Origin of the sequence: Undibacterium paludis (genome assembly GCF_022568815.1) — a bacterium.
Lineage (GTDB): Bacteria > Pseudomonadota > Gammaproteobacteria > Burkholderiales > Burkholderiaceae_D > Undibacterium.
Genome location: NZ_JAKZHX010000009.1, coordinates 251,441 through 269,577, shown reverse-complemented (window position 1 = coordinate 269,577; position 18,137 = coordinate 251,441). Strand labels below are relative to the sequence as shown.

Below are 18,137 nucleotides of genomic sequence, written 5' to 3'. Positions count from 1 at the left end.
TGCATGCCTGTCGTTGCTGAGACTAAGTCCGGTATTTTACTGCTTATGGACGCTAATGCCGCGTATCCTGGTAAAACCTGATTTGATTTAGGCCAGGCTTCAAGGCATTATGCTTATCTTTATGAAAATGAAGTGCACAAAGAGGTTGCTGAGCAAAGCACAAAATCGAAGTCGAAGTGACTTGCCATAAAGAATAATGAAAATATAAATTTACAGGGAAAACATGATGCATAAGCGGTATCTGAGGTGGGTCGCAATCTTTCTTTTAACTTTTTCTGGCCATTTTGCTCATGCCCAAAATGATGCTGCAAGGGCAGAAGCCAATGCAGCCTTTGAGGCGGTGAAGAAGGTAATGCAGCCTGGCCCCGTTGAAATAAAATTGATCGATCAGGCAGTATTGAAAGTGCCGGCTGGTGAAGTTTTTGTCCCTATGCCTGAGGCGGGCCGTCTCATGCATGCCATGGGCAACTCCGCTGATCCGGACCTGCTCGGCGTTGTCTTGCCTGAACAGGGTAACTGGATCATCGTTGCCCGCTATGAAAAATCCGGTTATATCAAGGACGATGATGCCAAGGACTGGAATGCCGATGATTTGCTTAAAAGCCTGAAAGAGGGCACGGAAGAAGGCAACAAAGAGCGTCGCCAGCGTGGCATACCTGAAATGGAGTTGGTCGGCTGGGCAGAAAAACCGAACTATGAAGCACCCACCCACAGATTGGTCTGGTCCGCCATCACCAAAGACAAGCAGGGCCAAAACAGTGAGCAGGGCGTCAATTACAACACCTATGCCCTGGGACGCGAAGGCTACATCAGCCTGAACCTGGTGACAGACTTGAAAGACCTGCCGCAGCAAAAAACCATCGCCAAGAATTTGCTGGGACAACTGGAATTTACCGATGGCAAACGCTATGGCGATTTCAATATCAGTACTGACCGGGTGGCTGAATATGGCCTGGCTGCGCTGGTGGCCGGTGTGGCTGCAAAAAAACTGGGTTTGTTTGCCATCCTCTTTGCTTTTCTCGCCAAGTTTGCCAAGCTGATCCTGGTTGCTGTTGTTGGCGGGGGCGCGATGATAGGCAAACTGTTCGGCCGCAAGAAGGATTAAGCCTTGCCCTGCTTCTTAAGACATATATACAAAGCGTGACAGCATCATGATGAAACTGCTTTTCCTGTTATTTTCGGGTGTCAAGTTTGGCAAATTGCTGACTTCGGGCGGCACCATGCTGATCTCCGTGGTGATTTATTCCTGGATTTTTGGCTGGTGGTATGCGGTTGGATTTGTCTTGCTGCTGTTTGCGCATGAAATGGGGCATTATATCGCCGCACGTCAGCGTGGTTTGAATGTTGGCTTGCCCACCTTCATCCCCTTTCTGGGGGCGTGGATAGAGTTGAAAGAAATGCCACACAATGCTGAGACCGAGGCCTATGTTGGACTTGGTGGGCCGCTGGCAGGAACGGTAGCGTCCATACTTTGCTATTTTCTGGCTCGTAACTACAACAGTGATTTATTGCTGGCGATTTCTTATTCAGGGTTTTTCCTCAACCTGTTCAATATGATTCCGCTGTCGCCTTTCGATGGTGGGCGCATTACCGCAGTGTTGACGCCGCGAATCTGGTTTGTCGGCGTACCTGTATTGCTTGCATTGTTTTATTATCGCCCCAGCCCGATGTTGATACTGATAGGCATAATGGCATGGCCACAACTCTGGCGCGCCTGGAAATATGATCCTGAAGCGGAAGAAAACAAAGCCTACTATGACCTGTCAGCAGAAGTACGTTTTACCTATGCTGTCTATTACCTGGTGCTACTTGGTTTTCTGGCTGTCATGACCAATGATGTACATGAAATGGTGCAGGCGACCACACATGTGAGAGGTGCATGATCCTGATTTGAACTCTTACTGGAAATCGCAGCCTGCACTCAATGCCCCGGTGACAATGACGTCATTGGGGCATTTACTTTAGAGAGCCGGTTTGTTCACCATCAGGTAATACACGCCTATCATGGCGATGAAGGCTGGATAGCCAAGATATTCCCAGGTTCTGGCATAACGCCAATAAAGCGCTGGCAATGCGCCACCATTGGCATTGGTTTGTTCCAGTATGACTTTCATGCGTATCTGCAACCAGACCACAGGCAGCCAGCATGCGCCTGCAAACAGGTAGAGAATAAATGACCACATGATCCATGGTGTATTCATGGGCCAGCCCGCCATATGGACCATGGCAAAGCCTGTCAGTGGCTGTATGATCACGGCAGGTGTGGTAAAGCACCAGTCTGCCAGCACAACCAGGCGCGCTACCACGACTTGCGCCTGGAAGTTTTTGCTGCGATTTGTAAAAAACATATAGAAGGCTGAACCAAAACCTGTCCCCACCAGTAAAACAGACGACAGGATATGGATGGTTTTGAGCAAAAGATAAGTGTTCATTTTGTTTCTCTTTGTGTTGAATCTCTTTGATGAGCGTATAAATAAGCGAGGACAGCCAGTATCGGCAGATTTTTCAGTATGGGACCAAAAGGATGTAAATAATATTCTGGCGAAAACAGGGCAATAATGATGCTGTAACCGGTAATCAGGCCAATCTGCATCAGCCATAACAGGCGTCTGGGCCACAGCAAGCTTGCGATGCCCAGGCAAAGATCCAGGCTTGATGCCGCCATCAGTGTTAGCAGGGCTGCTGTGCCACTTAAACCCAGAGGTTGCAACAAGGCCAGGCTTGCTGGTATCGGGTAAATACCAAACGACAAGGCGGCGGTAACAAACCAGATCAGTGCCAGCACATAGCGAAATAGAGGCTGGCTCCAATGGGCAATGGCTGCACTGGCCAGCATTTGCGCCGGTATGCCCTTGAACCAGTCCTTCGCTGATTTTGCCGGAGTACCCAATTGTGTTGCAAATGCTGCCGCATCGGCGACATTGCCTTGCTCAAGCATGTGCAGACTGTCTGGTGTCAGCACGCTGGCGGGTAGCAGGCTGGCACATCTGCTGATGGCACGCATGACTGGCATGGGCAGCTCTATCATATACTGTGGCGGCATGCCCATGGCGGTGCGATAGTTTTCCAGCATTTGCCGGTAAGACATGGCTACGGGACCTACCGCATGCAATATCTGCTTTTGCCTGGCCGGATCTGCCAGCCAGTGATTGATCACCGTGCACAGATCATCAACATGCACAGGCTGCACCTGCTGATCACCACTGCCTGGCAGCATCGTCAGTGGCATGCTGGCCATGCTCCTGAAGAGCTGGCTGCTGCCGCCATCAAGGCCGACCACCAGCGATGGCCTCAGTATCAGGTAGTTAAGATCACTGTGCATCAGCATGTCATCTGTAGCGCGTTTGCTGCGCATATAGGGTGTCAGTGCTGTGTCCCAACTGCTTTCTTCTTTGCTACCCAGTGCTGATATTTGTATGACAGTTTTGATGCCGCAGGCTTGTGCTGCCTGGAACAAGGCAATCGGTCCGTCGCGATGAATTGCGTCAAAACTGTCAGCGCCAGATTCATTGAATATGCCAACAGCATTGATGATGACGTCTATCCTGCCCATTTGTCGCAGGCGCGCTTCCCATATGGCCGGGCTGGTATCGCTGGCAAAATTGACTGCAATTTCTGCAGGTGCCTGCTGCACCTGGCGAGGGTGTTTCAGTTTTCGCACACCAAGGCAAACTTCGTGGCCGGCATCTTGCAGGCTGGCAGTGATATGCCTGCCAAGAAAGCCATTCGCGCCGCAGATAAGTATCTTCATGATTAAGTCAAAGTGTTTTATTTGATGGTGCAATAGCCATTCTTGCAGGCACGACTGCGTTTTTCTACGCGTTTGGCTGCAATATGGATGATGAGGTCTGCAAACACGACAGATATATGATGGCGATTGAGGGCAAAATGTTGATAAGCCCAGTCAAAAAGCGGCTTTAATAAAGGGATACCGGTCACTGCAGTTATCCAGCCCAGGCCTGCAGCACGATAGGCAAGTCGTATCACTTCAACCCCTTTTACTATGCTGCCATCTGGCTTGATGCCGTGCAGGACACGCATTACTTCTGCCTGGGTGCAGGCATACTTGCCGGCATCAAAGTCGGGGGCAGAGGCATCAACAAAAAGCAATTGATGATCAAGATCGCGCGCCTTTAAATTGTCCATTTCAAGTTTGCAGACAGGGCAGGTTGCGTCATATAGCAGGGTCAGTGGATAGTCAGTCATGATGGTTTTCTTTATCTGATATTATTTTCTGTAATTTCTGTTTTGACAGAAATGTTTGGTCAAAAAAAATGCATCAGCATTTCTTTTTGCGCAGCTGCCTCATTTTTCCTCCCCACGGACAAATTTTTGTACCGTTGCCCCCATTTTCAGTAGCTTCATCAGGGTGCTGGGTTCCAGTCGCAACATTTCGTCGGTCCAGCTGGTGAGCGTCTTCATCAGGGCCAGGGTTTCTGCAATTCTCAGTTGAGTAGCCTTGTCTTCCTGATCCAGGTCGGGACTGTCCATGCATTGCTGCAGGGTAGTGATGGTGGGATTGAATTCTCTCTCCTTGCGTTCGCGTACTACCGTGCGGAACAATTCCCAGACATCCAGCGAGGTTTCATAGTGGGCGCGGCGGTCACCCATGACATGGGCAAGCTTGACCAGCTTCCAGTTCTGTAATTCTTTCAGCGAGTTCGACACATTTGAACGGGCTACGCCCAGCGTGTCTGCAATCTCTTCTGCCTGCATGGGGCAACCCACCACGTACAGCAAGGCATGTATCTGGCTGACTGTACGATTGACCCCCCATAAGGTGCCCATTTCGCCCCAGTGCAGGATAAATTTTTGTTTGACGGGTGTAAGTTCCATGAGCACAGTGTAGTGAATTCCTTCATTTCAGTCAAGACAGAAATAAAGGAATTTTAAGTAGCCGACGCTGCTGACAAGATCATTTACACTATGTTTTTACGTCAGGGGGAAGAATGGAAGACAAAAATAGTGTGCTGGAGTTCTGGTTTGGTTCAGATGCCGACGACATGGTGACAGCCGGGACGCAATCAAGACTCTGGTGGTCCAAAGATGAAAGCATCGATGCGGATATCAAAAAGCGGTTCGCCAGCTGGAGCGACGCAGCCATCAGTGGCAAGCTTAAAGACTGGCAGGGTGATGCAGCAGGGCAGCTCGCATTGATCATATTGTGCGACCAGTTTCCCAGGAATATGTACAGAAACACGCCACAGGCATTTGCTTTTGATGCTGCCGCCAGGGAATTTTGCAAAGCCGGGCTGGCATCCGGGCTGGATCAGCAATTGCGCCCTATACAGCGAGTGTTTTTCTATTTGCCCCTGGAACATTCGGAATCACTGGCAGACCAGGACAGGGCGGTGGCCTTGTACGAAGCTTTACGCACGGCGGTAAGTACCGGGCAAGGTGAAACATTTGAGGGTTTTTATCGCTTCGCCATAAAGCATCGTGAAGTCATACAGCGCTTTGGTCGCTTCCCTCACAGAAACAGCATATTGGGGCGGCAGTCAACGGCTGAAGAACTGCAATTTCTGTCCGGGCCGGGCTCTTCGTTCTAAAGCTGGTCAGGTTTTCGCTCATGGCAGAGATCACACCGGTTTTATTGTCAGTGGCTGCCATCGGATGACGGCAGCCACTGACAGCTCAATCGTAGCCAAATGTGCTTGGTGCTTTACCAAGATTGCGTGGGGCAGGTGGCGCTTTGGGAACAAAATTGAACTGGAACTTGATGGTGCTTGCACCGTCACCGGCTACTTGTATGGTTTGTGTTAAGGGTTCGCCGAACATATTTGGCGCCCAGGCTTTGACTTCATACTTGCCGGCGGGCAGATTGTTGATGGTGGCGTTGCCGGAGGCATCAGTCTTGCCAAAATAAGGCGTATCGACCACATAGATAAAGCCGCGCATCCAGTCGTGGAAGTGACACACCAGGGCGACATCGCCGGCCTTGTCAAACAATATTGGCGCAGGTTCCTCTTTTTTGCTATTGACCCGTAATTCAAAGGTTTTGGCAGGTGAGAAAGATTTCAGGTGATGTTCATGCTTGTCTTTGTTGGGGAAACGTACCAGGGTTCCGGTGCGGACTACGGTCAGATAGGGGCTGAAAGCATAGTTTTCCTGGGCCACCACGGCAGTCTCGTCAGCTTTTTTCTCTGGTAGCGCCACACCTATCGGTGTGGCATACAGGGCCGCATGACTGACAGGTTGACCGTTTTTATCAGTCAGGGCACCGACCAGGGAGCCTGCCTGTGCGCTGAATGAACTGCTCAGTACGCCAATGGCTGTCAACAGCAGGCTGAACTTGGCTGCTGGGCGAAATAGGGTGGTTGTTTGCATTAAGTTCTCCTGATTTTTTGTTAAAACCGCCATGTTTATCAGCCCATTATGCTTGAACTTGAGGCATCGTGGAAGTTTGCCTTGCTTGAATATGGCTACCTATATGCCCACATGCAACAAGGCTATAGTCTGCGAAAGACGCAAATTGCGCTATCCTTGCAGGATATCTTTGGAGAATTGCATGAGTATTACAGTTGATGAAGTAAAAGCAGCCCTGGCGCAAGTCATAGACCCAAATACCCAAAAAGATCTGGTCAGCACTAAATCTGTCAAGAGCATCAAAGTCGAGGCAGCAAATATCAGTCTTGATGTGGAATTGGGGTATCCAGCCAAAAGCCAGTTTGATTTGATCAGGGGCGCCGTCGTTACAGCCATTGCCCGTTTGCCAGGCGTGAATCAGGTGAATGTCAATGTCAGTTCAAAAATCGTCGCGCACGCGGTGCAGCGCGGCATCAAGCTGATGCCGAACGTCAAGAATATCATCGCCGTTGCCTCAGGCAAGGGTGGGGTCGGCAAATCGACCACGGCAGCCAATCTGGCGCTGGCGCTGGCGGCCGAAGGGGCGGTGGTCGGTATTCTGGATGCCGATATTTATGGTCCTTCACAGCCCCTGATCATGGGTATTTCCGGTCGTCCCGAGACTGTCGACGGCAAAACCATGGAGCCTTTGGAGAATCATGGCCTGCAAGTGTCTTCCATTGGGTTTATGATAGATCCGGATGAACCCATGGTCTGGCGAGGCCCCCTGGTTACCCAGGCCATGCAGCAATTGTTGAGCCAGACTAACTGGCATGATCTCGATTATCTGATCGTCGACATGCCGCCAGGCACCGGTGATGTGCAATTGACGCTGTCACAGAAAGTGCCGGTCACTGGCGCCGTCATCGTCACGACACCACAAGATATTGCCTTGCTTGACGCCCGCAAGGGTTTGCGCATGTTTGAAAAAGTCGACATCCCCATTTTGGGTATCGTTGAGAACATGAGCATACATATCTGTTCAAATTGCGGCCATGCCGAACATATCTTTGGTGAGGGCGGCGGCCAGAAAATGTGTGCTGACTTTGGTATCGATTTTCTTGGTAGCCTGCCTTTGACCATGTCCATACGTGAGCAGGCGGACTCAGGCAAGCCTACCGTGATCGCCGATCCGGACGGGAAAATTGCGGCAATCTACAAAGATATTGCCCGCAAAGTTGCCATCAAGGTGGCAGAAAAAGCCAAGGACATGAGCAGCAAGTTCCCGACCATCAGTATACAGAATACCTGAGACATATCGCTTCATGAGTAAAATGGATTCGCAACCTGAATTACAGGTCGACCGTCAGTACATGCAAATGGCGCTGGCCCTGGCTGGCCGCGCCACGATAGAAACTTCACCCAATCCCAAGGTTGGTTGTGTGATTGTGCGTGATGATCAGGTGCTGGGGCAGGGCTGGACCCAGCCGGTGGGGCGGGCGCATGCCGAAGTGCAGGCCCTGCGTGATGCAGCTGCAAAGGGGCATGATGTGCGTGGGGCGACGGCATATGTCACGCTGGAACCCTGCAGTCATTATGGTCGTACGCCGCCATGTGCGAACGCCTTGCGCGAAGCAGGGGTTGCTCGTGTCGTTGCCGCAATGGAGGATGCCAATCCCCAGGTTGCAGGCCGTGGCCTGGCCATCTTGCGTGAAGCCGGCATTGCGGTTGCATGTGGTCAATTCCCTGATCTCGCTCTGTCGGCGCGTGAATTGAATATAGGTTTTTTCCAGCGCATGGAAAGTGGTCGCCCCTGGGTGCGTATGAAGGTGGCCGGCAGCCTGGATGGCATTACCGCATTGCCGAATGGTCAGAGTCAATGGATTACCTCGCCAGAGGCAAGGCAGGATGGTCATCGCTGGCGCGCCCGGGCCGATGCCATACTGACTGGCATAGGTACAGTGCTTGCCGATGATCCCATGATGACGGTGCGTGGACTCGATACGCCACGGCAACCGCAAAAAATCATTGTTGATTCACGCCTGCGCATATCGCCAGAGGCAAAGATTCTGCAAGGAGGGGCTTTACTGGTATGCGCTGTGCCGGATGAAAAAAAACAGGTGGAATTGCGCCTGGCTGGTATAGAAGTCATTTGCCTGCCAAATCAGGAAGGGCAGGTTGATTTGCCAGCGCTGATGCAGGAATTGGGGCGCCGGCAAATCAATGAGCTGCATGTGGAGGCTGGTGCCGCTTTGAATGGTGCTTTGATTGAGCAGCAATGCGTCAATGAATTGTTGCTATATATGGCGCCCAAGCTATTGGGGCGTGGCGCGGGCCTGTTTGACCTCAATGAGTTGACCCATGTTGATCAGGCACAGACTTTGCGCTTTCATGAGGTAACGCAGCTGGGCGCGGATATACGCATATTGGCGCGTCTTGCCTGAGTTTTTGCTTAACTCCAGCTTGGCCCCGGAAAAAATATGTAGAAAAGAAAAAAGGATCATTGAGTTATCAATGATCCTTTTTAACTGGTCGGAGTACAAGGATTCGAACCTTGGACCCTCTGCTCCCAAAGCAGATGCGCTACCGGGCTGCGCTACACTCCGAAAAACTGGTCTTGCATTTATTTCGGTTTAGTCCATTTCAGTTTAATCCAAAATGACCGAAATAAAAGGGATCGTCACTGACGATCCCTGGAATCTGGTCGGAGTACAAGGATTCGAACCTTGGACCCTCTGCTCCCAAAGCAGATGCGCTACCGGGCTGCGCTACACTCCGAAGACCAGAATCTTACCTTTTTACGAGGAGACTGTCAACCCGTCTGCGGGTTTTGCCTCTGGGAGGTGCTAATCACTATGATTTTACAATGATTTTTTGCTCTCAAAATGACGTGGCCTGCCTGTTATCGGATCATCAAAGCTGATTGATTTAGCCAATAATTGCAGGGGCGCAGAAAAGTCGTCCGCCTTGCATGGCAAGGCAATAGGATAAAAAACATCGTTGATGATTGGGGCACCCAGGCTGCACATGTGCAGGCGCAATTGGTGTTTTCTACCAGTGACAGGCTGCAGTTGATAAAGACTATGATCACCCCTGCGTTCCAGTATGCTCACCACAGTTTCAGAGTTGGGTGGGCCTTCCGTTTCACGCATGATAAAAAACTTGTCGGCTTCTTCCATACGGCTGCAATGCCGCAAGGGAAATCGCAGATCTGGCAAATGCGCAGCAAGCGCATGATAGGTCTTGGACATGCATTTGCGCTGGAACATGGATTGATATTGCCCGCGTGTAGCAGGATTATGGGAAAACAGCATGACGCCGGCAGTTTCCCTGTCCAGCCTGTGTATGGGGCTTAAATCCATCAGCCCGGTACTTTTTTTCAGGCGAACCAGCAAGGTTTCCTGTAAAAATCGACCTGATGGCGTCACAGGCAAGAAATGAGGCTTGTCCACCACTAGCAAATGCTGGTCCCGGAACAGGATTTCTTCGTGAAAGGGGATTGGTGTTTCATTCTCCAGTTCGCGATAGTAATAAATGCACATGCCGCGTTTGACGGGGCTGTCTGCATGCAGGCAATTGCCAGTCTGGTCGAGGACTTCCTGTTTTTCGATGCGCGCTTCCCAGGTGCTGGCTGCCACATCGGGAAATTGTTCTTGTAAAAAACTGAAGAGACAGTCCCAATGCCCTTCAGGCAACCAGATATAGCTGGGCGCAATGCCATTGCGGACAGGGAGTGGGGGCATGAGTGGTGCTTGCATCTGTGAGGCTGTCAATCTATTGCCAGGGAGATGGTGATCCTGATGTGATTTTTGACCCTAATACTAACATGCCTGAAACCGGGAGCGAGATCAATTGCTTGAAGCTGTCCGCCTGCCTGGTTAAAACGGTTAAAATGCTGTTTTTAACCATTTTCGCGCTTAGTTCACCTTGTTGGCAGGTGTCGTAGCGCATGCCTGAGATCTCATGACTGTACGTACCCGTTTCGCTCCCAGCCCGACCGGCTATCTCCATGTTGGCGGTGCCCGCACTGCCTTGTTCAGCTGGGCTTTTGCCCGTCACTTCGGCGGCACGTTTGTGTTGCGCATAGAAGATACTGATCTTGAGCGTTCCACGCCAGAAGCCGTGCAAGCCATTCTTGACGGTATGAGCTGGCTGGGCTTGCAGCATGATGAAGGTCCTTTCTATCAAATGAAGCGCATGGACAGGTACAGCGAAGTCCTGGCCGACATGCTGGCCAAGGGCACGGCTTATTACTGCTACTCTTCGCCTGAAGAAGTCGAAGCCATGCGTGAGCGTCAACGCGCAGCCGGTGAAAAGCCACGCTATGACGGCACCTGGCGCCCTGAAGCGGGCAAGACGCTGCCTGCAATCCCGGCTGACCGCAAGCCGGTGATCCGTTTTAAAAACCCTCTGGATGGCGAGGTAAGCTGGACAGATGTGGTCAAAGGCCAGATCACTATCGCCAATCGTGAGCTGGACGATCTGGTGATCGCACGTCCTGACGGCACGCCGACTTATAACTTCTGCGTGGCGGTCGATGACTGGGATATGCAGATCACGCATGTGATTCGTGGTGACGATCATGTCAACAACACGCCGCGCCAGATCAATATCCTCAATGCCCTGGGCGCCACCTTGCCGCATTATGGTCACGTGCCGATGATACTGGGCACGGATGGACAAAAGCTGTCCAAGCGCCGCGATGCAGTCAGCGTCATGGATTATTCTGACAAGGGCTATCTGCCGGAAGCCATGCTCAATTATCTGGCTCGCCTGGGCTGGAGTCATGGTGACGACGAGATATTCTCCATGGAGCAAATGTGCAGCTGGTTTGATTTAAACCATTTATCGGGTTCTGCTGCACAGTTCAATCCTGAGAAGCTGGCGTGGATCAATAACCACTATATCAAGGCCGCAGATAATCAACGCCTGGCTGACCTGATCAAGCCGCAGATGCTCAGTGAAGGTGCGCAGTTTGACAATGCCCCGCCTTTGCCTGCCGTGGTCGCCTTGTTGAAAGAGCGCACCAATACCACGGTGGAACTGGCGCAGGCTGCCATGCTGTTTTATCGCCAGCCGGCACCTGATGCCGCCTTGATGACCCAGCATGTGACAGATGCCGTATTGCCAGCCCTGCGTCAGTATGCAGAAACCTGCAAGACGGTGGAGTGGAATAAGGCAGCACTGTCTGCATCAATGAAGCAGACATTGGCTGACTTCTCTTTGAAGATGCCACAACTGGCCATGCCTTTGCGCTTATTGCTGACTGGGCAGTTGCAAACCCCGTCGATTGATGCGGTGATAGAGCTGTTTGGTCGTGATGTGGTTTTGCAGCGCCTGAATGTAATTGCAGCTTAGTCAGGGTAGGGGCTTTACATTTTGGTGTGTGTCCCCTATAATCTTGTTTCTGTTCTGCAGCGTCGGGGGTATAGCTCAGCTGGGAGAGCGCTTGCATGGCATGCAAGAGGTCAGCGGTTCGATCCCGCTTACCTCCACCAAATAAAAAAGTGGCAGAGCAGAACAATACTTGTTGTCCCCATCGTCTAGAGGCCTAGGACATCACCCTTTCACGGTGAGTACGGGGGTTCGAATCCCCCTGGGGACGCCAATCAATTATATTGTATTGATTGTGGGCAGCAGGTAAATAATTTAGGTCGGTAACACGGACAGAATATGTCCCCATCGTCTAGAGGCCTAGGACATCACCCTTTCACGGTGAGTACGGGGGTTCGAATCCCCCTGGGGACGCCAATACGTCATTATCACGATGATGCAAGAAAAGCCTGGAGAAATCCAGGCTTTTTTGTTTTTTTAAACATAGGTGTTTAAAAAATGGAGTGGGCAGCCTGCTTCGCCATCTTTGTTCTTTTCTTCCATATCAGTTTTCTCAATAGTCATTGGAATGGCCTGCGCACCAGAGGGGACTCCAGAAGCCACTGACATGTCGCTTAGGAAAATTGTACCTCAGCCATGGACACGGCTTCATTTAAAGCTGGAATTAAAATACTTAAAAAAATAATTGGCATTTTCCCAATCTTCGACCTAGACTGCATTATCAAATTTTATAGAAACTCTCATATCGTGTTGATATGGTGTGTGGTATCGGGAGAGACTGTCGTGCGGTATCAGACAGCGCCGAAGGAGCAACCGCCCCGGAAACTCTCAGGCAAAAGGACCGGTATCGCAAGTGAACTCTGAAGAGTTGCCGGTTCTGCTTGACCGGCACACCGAAGGAGCAAGCGGACGTCGCCTTGTGGCGCGTCACGTGAATCTCTCAGGTCCAGAACAGAGGGGGTAAAGATGTGCGGGATGCGCATCGCCTCTATTCATTTTCTGGAGCCTGGCTCTCATGAAATCACCGTCAGTCACTGTTCGCAGTGTCGCTGGCATGCTTGTCGCCTGCATTTTCAGGGGCTATCAAGTCGTGCTGGCGCTCATTCCCCGGTTTTATATTGCCGTGCCCGGCTGCGTATTGCTCTGCTTCTTGGGTGTTGATGGCATTGTTCACTCATTTGCTCGCCCATCTCTGGCTTTATCCTTTTTCCAGTTTTTGATTGCTTCCGTATTTACCTGTGTGCTTGCTGCTGTCTGGCAAAAACAGGTATTCCGATGTCCGGCATGAACCCTCATGTCTTGTTTGCTGCACCAGGAATTCCGTCTGGACAGGCGGAATGAAGTTCACTCAATCAACGGAGATTTACTATGCAATCAACATCCTTGCAATGCATGCGTCATCGGTCCGTACATCGGTCCATATTATGCAGCCTGCTTACTGCCGTCAGCCTGGGCCTGGCAAACCCCGGTGTCATGGCGCAATCAATTTCGACTGAAGCAAAGGCTGCCAGTAACCAGGCTGGGCCCGTGCTGGCTGCCGCACAGCGCGACTTTACCCTGTTCGCGCAACATCACCTGCAAACGCGGTCGGGCGGTGGTGCTGGCGTACCTGCCGGTTTTCCACTTGATATCAACGACTGGCAGGACTTGAAAGATGCCAAGGCAGTTTATGGCTTCCCCGTGTATTCGGTAGACCCGAATGATTTGCTGGCCGGACGCAGTGATTTGCGTTCCATGGCAAAACCGAACGGGCAGTGGCGTGTGCTGATCAGTGTTGGTGATCGCCCGGTTGGCCTGGCTACTCTGGAACAGAGTAATGGTCGTTGGGAAGTGATCTCTTATGGTGCTGCCGTGCTGGCCAAAGATGTTGATGCATCAATGGGGGTACATGCCAACGCCAGCCGTTCCAATGTGCGCTTCATCCGTATTTATCAGGCCAAGTCCGATTTGCTCGAAGTCGTTTCGGCGAATGATGGTTATGCCCGTTTCATGCCCTTGTATTCGGCTCGTACTTCGCTGTCCCTGAAGCAGCGCAGCCTGAATGCACCTGATGCTGCGACAGATCAGGTCAGTTTGATGGAGGGGGCAGACCTTGTGCAATCCCTGCGTGCTGTCGTCAAGACGAATATGGACAATTTCCGCTAAGTGCGTCCACCATATTTGCTTCGACAAACTCAACTATATTTGCTCAGCCACGGAGATAATAATGAAATCACGTTTGAAACACCTTGTTTTAGGGATCAGTTTTTTTCTGATGCTGCCTTTTGCGCTCGCACAATCGCGTCAGTTGAATGTGCCTTTGACGATACAGGAACATAGCCAATGGTGCTGGTCGGCCAGCAGCAAGGCCGTCCTCAATTACTATTCGCGCACCCCCAGCCAGTGCCAGATAGTCAACTGGGCTTTCGGCCTGAACTATGCCTGCGGGAATTCCAACTTTAACTGGAACAGCTATGCCAATCAGCCCAATTCACTATACGGCGGTGGCGGCAGCGTACAAAGCATATTGCAGCACTGGTCGGTACCCAATAGCGCTTATGCGTCTGCCCTGTCCTGGAATACGGTTGTGTCTGATATCAATGCCAACCGTCCCTTCATCATCCGCTATGGCTGGACCAATGGTGGCGGTCATATCATGGTTGGTTCCGGTTATGAAACTTATAACGGTGTGAACTACATCTACATCATGAACCCATGGCCAGGCGAGGGCAATACCTACCGTACTTACAGCTCTGCAGTGTATGCCAGCGACCATAGCTGGACCCATTCTGAGCGCATGAATATCAATCCGTAAATAAGCCATCATATTTTCCCTGGCCAGGTGCTGCTGATACCTGCACACCTGTATAAGCGAGGGAATGGCAATGATTCATCCGCAGGTATTGGGGAATGCTTGCGGATGAATTTCATGTGCCTGATCCGGTCATGAATCCATGACATGCCTGGTCATTGGCAGGAAACAGATAAGCAAACATGAATTTAGTCTAGGTCAAGGGTATAGGTGTTTCCCAAGATCGGGTTTAATTTTGCTACACTGTTCGCCTGATATATTTATCCCGGGTCTACATCCATGAAGAAGACTACCTCCCTGATTACCACTTTACTGGCGGCAGCAGTTTTTGCCCTGCCAGCCCATGCCATTGATAATAAAGCACCAAGTGCTTCTGCACATGCCGGTCAGGCTGGCATAGACTGGCGCAAAGATAATAATGTGGAAGCCGCCTTTGCACAGGCAAAGGCGAGCAACAAACCCCTGTTCCTGTATTGGGGCGCGGTCTGGTGCCCACCCTGTAATCAGGTCAAGGCGACTATTTTCAATCGCCAGGAGTTTATCGACAAGTCGCGGCATTTCATCCCCGTCTATCTGGATGGCGATACGCCAGGCGCACAAAAATTTGCTGCCCAGTTCAAGGTGCGGGGTTATCCGACGATGATACTGTTCAAACCTGATGGCACAGAAATCACGCGCCTGCCCGGCGAAGTGGATTCTGAGCGTTACCTGCAAGTATTGACCCTGGCGCTGAATACTACTTTGTCGGTGCAAGACACCCTGAAAGTGGCAATGAGCGGCGGCAAGGGTCTGAAAGATGAAGACTGGAGCCTGCTGGCTGATTATTCCTGGGATGACCCTGAGCAAAAACTGGTTGCCAGCAAAGACCTGGTTGTCAGTTTGTTGAAGCTGGCTGAACTAAGTCCATCAGGTTTGCATGCAACCCGTTTGCATCTGCGTGGCATTTATGCAGCAGCAACCGCCAAGCCGGGGCAGACGGTGCCAGCCATAGACAAGGCTCAAGCGACAGAAAAAGTGTTAAAGGCCATTTCTGATGTCAAGGTTGCCCGCGACAATATGGATTTGCTGACCGGCGGTGCGGCAGAAGTGACGGAGTTCCTGACGGTGGCCAAGTCTGAGCCGCGTGGCAAACTGGTGCGTGCCTGGAACGCGGCCCTGATCAAGCTGGCAGATGATGCCACCATATCCAAGACAGACAGGCTGGGCGCCGTCGGTGCGCAGGTGGCCTTGGCCAAACTGGACAATGGCAAACCTGAGGCGGCGCTGCAAAAGGATGTGCAAAAACGGGTGGCTGTTATCGAGCAGGCCACGACTGACGCTTACGAGCGCCAGTCTGTTGTCAATGCTGCGGCACATGCGCTGGGTGATGCAGGTTTGCTTGATGACTCCGACACCTTGCTCAAGGCCGAGCTGAAGCGTTCACATTCACCTTATTATTTCATGTCCACCCTAGGCTCAAATGCCAAGAAACGCGGCGACAAGAGTGCTGCTGCCAATTGGTATGAGCAAGCCTACAATGCATCTAAAGGCCCGGCAACGCGTTTGCAATGGGGTTCCAGCTATGTCAGCAACCTGGTCGACCTGGCTCCGCAAGAGGATGCGCGCATAGAAAAAGCCGTACAGAGTGTGTTTGAAGAAGTGGCCAAGGTAGATAATGCCTTTTACGAGCGCAACCGTGCCTACCTGGAAAAAATGGGCAAGAAGCTCAATGAATGGAACAAGGAGGGCAAGCATCAGCCAAGCTACCAGAAAGTGCGCGCGCAACTTGATGGTATTTGTGGCAAGTTGCCAGCCAGCGATCCGCAGAAGGCAGTTTGCCAGGGTGTGCTGACCAAATCCTGAATGCAGCTTTGAATTAAAAAATCCCGCGACAGGATCGCGGGATTTTTTTTGCCTGTAAGCCAGACTGGTTACATCTGGAATCAGATTATTTGCTTACGCAATACTGGAAACGGGCAAGCACGAGCAGTGCTGGTCATTCTGTAACAATCAACAGATTTGCTGAATTTGATTTACATGTCGTTACTTGTGAAATTCCCCGGCCAGACTCTATATTGGTGACATGGTCCATATCAGAAAACGGACACCCCATTAGAAGAAAAGAGTTGGCAAAAAATGAAAAACATCGCAAAACTTTTTACACTGGCAAGTTTCACCATCGCATCACATTTCTTCTTGCTGCCCGCTACGGCGGCGGACAGCCAGGGCGAAGCAGAGGCCCTGCATGTCTTGAACCGTCTTGGCTACGGGCCGCGCCCAGGCGATATCGACAGGGTCATGAAAATCGGTGTGGACAAATACATAGAACAACAGTTGAACCCGCAGTTCATTCCCTTGCCAGACAGCCTGACGGCAAAACTCAAGTCGCTCGAAGTCAGCAGCCAGTCTGCCGGTAGTGTTTTGTTTGATTATCAAAAAGCGCTGAAAGATACCAGGGACGAGAGTGACGCTTCGCAAAAGAAGCGGCGTGAACTGGTAGGGCGCATTGTTGAAGAAACGGCAGAAGCCAGGTTGTATCGTGCATTACAAAGCCCACGCCAGCTTGAAGAGGTGATGGTCGATTTTTGGTTCAACCACTTCAATGTGTATAGTGCCAAGGGGCTCGACAGAGCCCTGGTAGCCAGCTACGAACGCGACGCCATCCGCCCCTATGTATTTGGTAATTTCCGCGATCTGCTTGGTGCTACGGCCAAGCACCCGGCCATGCTGTTTTACCTGGATAACTGGTTATCCACGTCAGCAAATTTCCAGCCATCTGGTCGGGGTGGCAAATTGCAGGGAGCAAAGGCGAAAGCCAATGGCCTGAACGAAAACTATGCCAGGGAAGTGATGGAATTGCATACCCTGGGTGTCGATGGCGGTTACACGCAAAGAGATGTCACCGAACTGGCACGCATGCTGACAGGCTGGACTTTTGATCCGCGCGCCATGGTCAGGAATAACCAGAATTTTCATTTTGACGCGGAGCGGCATGACAAAGGTAGCAAGACCTGGCTTGGTAAAACCATCGCACCCAGCGGACAGGCAGAGGCTGAATATGCGCTTGATGTACTGGCCACACATCCATCCACTGCGCATCATCTGAGCTATAAACTGGCACAGTATTTTGTACAGGATAATCCACCACCGGCCCTGGTTGACAGACTGGCTAAACGCTATCTGGAAACCCGAGGTGACATACGCTCGGTCTTGCAGACTCTGTTCAGCAGCCCTGAATTTCGTGACCCTGGCAGTATTGCCGCCAAATACAAGACACCTTATCAGTTCGTGATTTCTGCACTGCGTGCCAGTGATATCCAGGTAAAGAACATAAGGCCGGCATTAGGTGCGATGGCTCAATTAGGCATGCCCCTGTATGGCAGTCAGACACCGGATGGCTACAAGAATACTCAGGATGCCTGGCTCAATCCCGACGCCCTGACGCGACGCATCAACTTTGCAACTGCACTTGCAACAGGGCGTCTGGCTTTTGACAAGGTGATCGATGAAGGTGACAAAATGGGTAAAAAACAATTGCTGAAACAGGCTGACGACAAGCCGGAACGGGCTGCCGTCATGGATGCCCTGGACGCAAACGCTTTGATGCAAACTTTGGGACCGGGTATCAGCAAACGCACCCGCGACCTGATCAGCGGCAACCAGCCAGCCTTGCGTGCGTCGCTGGTACTGGGCAGCCCTGATTTTATGCAGCATTGATTTCAACCAAAAGAACAGCCGATTTCAGGCG

At 51.4% G+C, this 18,137-nt stretch carries 17 protein-coding genes, 5 tRNA genes and 2 riboswitches; of the genes, 13 read left to right on the top strand and 9 right to left on the bottom strand.

Going from position 1 to position 18,137, the window contains the following annotated elements; all coding sequences use genetic code 11:
- Window positions 1-352 precede the first annotated feature (352 nt).
- Window positions 353-1,105 (top strand): DUF2167 domain-containing protein, encoded by a 753-nt coding sequence (locus tag LZ463_RS17115; protein ID WP_347176277.1) that lies wholly within the window; start codon window positions 353-355, stop codon window positions 1,103-1,105.
- 46 nt (window positions 1,106-1,151) lie between these two features.
- A complete protein-coding gene (locus LZ463_RS17110; protein ID WP_241457013.1) occupies window positions 1,152-1,883 on the top strand; it encodes a site-2 protease family protein in 732 nt (243 codons plus the stop codon).
- A gap of 78 nt (window positions 1,884-1,961) precedes the next feature.
- Here the strand turns inward: LZ463_RS17110 and LZ463_RS17105 are convergent, their stop codons facing one another.
- From LZ463_RS17105 to LZ463_RS17090, 4 genes are all read right to left on the bottom strand, one after another.
- A complete protein-coding gene (locus tag LZ463_RS17105; RefSeq protein ID WP_241457012.1) occupies window positions 1,962-2,432 on the bottom strand; it encodes a DUF2269 family protein in 471 nt (156 codons plus the stop codon).
- Window positions 2,429-3,751, bottom strand: a complete 1,323-nt coding sequence (locus LZ463_RS17100) for an SDR family oxidoreductase (RefSeq protein ID WP_241457011.1) — start codon at window positions 3,749-3,751, stop codon at window positions 2,429-2,431. Before LZ463_RS17100 ends, LZ463_RS17105 begins: the two co-directional genes overlap by 4 nt.
- 17 nt (window positions 3,752-3,768) lie before the next feature.
- Complete coding sequence (locus tag LZ463_RS17095) at window positions 3,769-4,206, bottom strand: thiol-disulfide oxidoreductase DCC family protein (RefSeq protein ID WP_241457010.1); 438 nt, start codon at window positions 4,204-4,206, stop codon at window positions 3,769-3,771.
- Window positions 4,207-4,305: 99 nt separating this feature from the next.
- Entirely contained in the window at window positions 4,306-4,836 is a 531-nt protein-coding gene (locus LZ463_RS17090) for a GbsR/MarR family transcriptional regulator (RefSeq protein ID WP_241457009.1), read from the bottom strand.
- 113 nt (window positions 4,837-4,949) lie between these two features.
- Here LZ463_RS17090 and LZ463_RS17085 point away from each other — a divergent pair, with 113 nt between their 5' ends.
- Window positions 4,950-5,549: a DUF924 family protein gene (locus LZ463_RS17085; protein WP_241457008.1), complete on the top strand. Its 600-nt coding sequence runs from the start codon at window positions 4,950-4,952 to the stop codon at window positions 5,547-5,549.
- A gap of 85 nt (window positions 5,550-5,634) precedes the next feature.
- On the opposite strand, the gene LZ463_RS17080 is transcribed toward LZ463_RS17085, so the two are convergent.
- A complete protein-coding gene (locus LZ463_RS17080; protein ID WP_241457007.1) occupies window positions 5,635-6,327 on the bottom strand; it encodes a methylamine utilization protein in 693 nt (230 codons plus the stop codon).
- A gap of 181 nt (window positions 6,328-6,508) precedes the next feature.
- Between LZ463_RS17080 and apbC the strand changes: the two genes are divergently transcribed.
- Window positions 6,509-7,597: an iron-sulfur cluster carrier protein ApbC gene (gene apbC / locus LZ463_RS17075; protein ID WP_241457006.1), complete on the top strand. Its 1,089-nt coding sequence runs from the start codon at window positions 6,509-6,511 to the stop codon at window positions 7,595-7,597.
- Window positions 7,598-7,619: 22 nt separating this feature from the next.
- Window positions 7,620-8,729 carry a bifunctional diaminohydroxyphosphoribosylaminopyrimidine deaminase/5-amino-6-(5-phosphoribosylamino)uracil reductase RibD gene (ribD, locus tag LZ463_RS17070; RefSeq protein WP_277624074.1) on the top strand — a complete coding sequence of 370 codons (1,110 nt, stop codon included), beginning with the start codon at window positions 7,620-7,622 and terminating at the stop codon, window positions 8,727-8,729.
- An 85-nt stretch (window positions 8,730-8,814) separates the two neighbouring features.
- Here ribD and LZ463_RS17065 read toward each other — a convergent pair.
- The 3 genes from LZ463_RS17065 to LZ463_RS17055 all read right to left on the bottom strand — a co-directional run bounded on the left by LZ463_RS17065 (window position 8,815) and on the right by LZ463_RS17055 (window position 10,028).
- Window positions 8,815-8,891: transfer RNA gene (locus LZ463_RS17065), tRNA-Pro, on the bottom strand.
- Window positions 8,892-8,986: 95 nt separating this feature from the next.
- A tRNA-Pro gene (locus LZ463_RS17060) sits at window positions 8,987-9,063 on the bottom strand.
- A gap of 83 nt (window positions 9,064-9,146) precedes the next feature.
- Window positions 9,147-10,028: a pseudouridine synthase gene (locus tag LZ463_RS17055; protein WP_241457005.1), complete on the bottom strand. Its 882-nt coding sequence runs from the start codon at window positions 10,026-10,028 to the stop codon at window positions 9,147-9,149.
- A gap of 220 nt (window positions 10,029-10,248) precedes the next feature.
- Between LZ463_RS17055 and gltX the strand changes: the two genes are divergently transcribed.
- From gltX to LZ463_RS17035, 4 genes are all read left to right on the top strand, one after another.
- Window positions 10,249-11,643 (top strand): glutamate--tRNA ligase, encoded by a 1,395-nt coding sequence (gene gltX / locus LZ463_RS17050; RefSeq protein ID WP_241457004.1) that lies wholly within the window; start codon window positions 10,249-10,251, stop codon window positions 11,641-11,643.
- Between the two features lie 64 nt (window positions 11,644-11,707).
- Window positions 11,708-11,783, top strand: a tRNA-Ala gene (locus LZ463_RS17045).
- 34 nt (window positions 11,784-11,817) lie between these two features.
- Window positions 11,818-11,893: transfer RNA gene (locus tag LZ463_RS17040), tRNA-Glu, on the top strand.
- A gap of 67 nt (window positions 11,894-11,960) precedes the next feature.
- Window positions 11,961-12,036, top strand: a tRNA-Glu gene (locus tag LZ463_RS17035).
- A gap of 342 nt (window positions 12,037-12,378) precedes the next feature.
- Window positions 12,379-12,473, top strand: a riboswitch (glycine riboswitch).
- A riboswitch (glycine riboswitch) is annotated at window positions 12,474-12,584 on the top strand.
- 62 nt (window positions 12,585-12,646) lie between these two features.
- Here the strand turns inward: LZ463_RS17035 and LZ463_RS17030 are convergent.
- Window positions 12,647-12,793, bottom strand: a complete 147-nt coding sequence (locus LZ463_RS17030; RefSeq protein ID WP_241457003.1) for a hypothetical protein — start codon at window positions 12,791-12,793, stop codon at window positions 12,647-12,649.
- A gap of 194 nt (window positions 12,794-12,987) precedes the next feature.
- Here LZ463_RS17030 and LZ463_RS17025 point away from each other — a divergent pair, with 194 nt between their 5' ends.
- The 4 genes from LZ463_RS17025 (at window position 12,988) to LZ463_RS17010 (ending at window position 18,106) form a co-directional block, all read left to right on the top strand.
- Complete coding sequence (locus tag LZ463_RS17025) at window positions 12,988-13,764, top strand: hypothetical protein (RefSeq protein WP_241457002.1); 777 nt, start codon at window positions 12,988-12,990, stop codon at window positions 13,762-13,764.
- 61 nt (window positions 13,765-13,825) lie between these two features.
- Entirely contained in the window at window positions 13,826-14,413 is a 588-nt protein-coding gene (locus tag LZ463_RS17020; protein ID WP_241457001.1) for a C39 family peptidase, read from the top strand.
- A gap of 276 nt (window positions 14,414-14,689) precedes the next feature.
- The gene (locus LZ463_RS17015) at window positions 14,690-16,252 is read left to right on the top strand and encodes a thioredoxin family protein (RefSeq protein WP_241457000.1); all 1,563 of its coding nucleotides are present in this window, start codon (window positions 14,690-14,692) and stop codon (window positions 16,250-16,252) included.
- Window positions 16,253-16,525: 273 nt separating this feature from the next.
- Window positions 16,526-18,106: a DUF1800 domain-containing protein gene (locus LZ463_RS17010; RefSeq protein WP_241456999.1), complete on the top strand. Its 1,581-nt coding sequence runs from the start codon at window positions 16,526-16,528 to the stop codon at window positions 18,104-18,106.
- The last annotated feature ends 31 nt before the right edge of the window (window positions 18,107-18,137 follow it).

Coding starts and splice junctions, on each gene's coding strand:
- LZ463_RS17115 (WP_347176277.1), top strand. CDS start 353: ATGCAGCCTGGCCCCGTTGAAATAAAATTGATCGATCAGGCAGTATTG.
- LZ463_RS17110 (WP_241457013.1), top strand. CDS start 1,152: ATGATGAAACTGCTTTTCCTGTTATTTTCGGGTGTCAAGTTTGGCAAA.
- LZ463_RS17105 (WP_241457012.1), bottom strand. CDS start 2,432: ATGAACACTTATCTTTTGCTCAAAACCATCCATATCCTGTCGTCTGTT.
- LZ463_RS17100 (WP_241457011.1), bottom strand. CDS start 3,751: ATGAAGATACTTATCTGCGGCGCGAATGGCTTTCTTGGCAGGCATATC.
- LZ463_RS17095 (WP_241457010.1), bottom strand. CDS start 4,206: ATGACTGACTATCCACTGACCCTGCTATATGACGCAACCTGCCCTGTC.
- LZ463_RS17090 (WP_241457009.1), bottom strand. CDS start 4,836: ATGGAACTTACACCCGTCAAACAAAAATTTATCCTGCACTGGGGCGAA.
- LZ463_RS17085 (WP_241457008.1), top strand. CDS start 4,950: ATGGAAGACAAAAATAGTGTGCTGGAGTTCTGGTTTGGTTCAGATGCC.
- LZ463_RS17080 (WP_241457007.1), bottom strand. CDS start 6,327: ATGCAAACAACCACCCTATTTCGCCCAGCAGCCAAGTTCAGCCTGCTG.
- apbC (WP_241457006.1), top strand. CDS start 6,509: ATGAGTATTACAGTTGATGAAGTAAAAGCAGCCCTGGCGCAAGTCATA.
- ribD (WP_277624074.1), top strand. CDS start 7,620: ATGGATTCGCAACCTGAATTACAGGTCGACCGTCAGTACATGCAAATG.
- LZ463_RS17055 (WP_241457005.1), bottom strand. CDS start 10,028: ATGCCCCCACTCCCTGTCCGCAATGGCATTGCGCCCAGCTATATCTGG.
- gltX (WP_241457004.1), top strand. CDS start 10,249: ATGACTGTACGTACCCGTTTCGCTCCCAGCCCGACCGGCTATCTCCAT.
- LZ463_RS17025 (WP_241457002.1), top strand. CDS start 12,988: ATGCAATCAACATCCTTGCAATGCATGCGTCATCGGTCCGTACATCGG.
- LZ463_RS17020 (WP_241457001.1), top strand. CDS start 13,826: ATGAAATCACGTTTGAAACACCTTGTTTTAGGGATCAGTTTTTTTCTG.
- LZ463_RS17015 (WP_241457000.1), top strand. CDS start 14,690: ATGAAGAAGACTACCTCCCTGATTACCACTTTACTGGCGGCAGCAGTT.
- LZ463_RS17010 (WP_241456999.1), top strand. CDS start 16,526: ATGAAAAACATCGCAAAACTTTTTACACTGGCAAGTTTCACCATCGCA.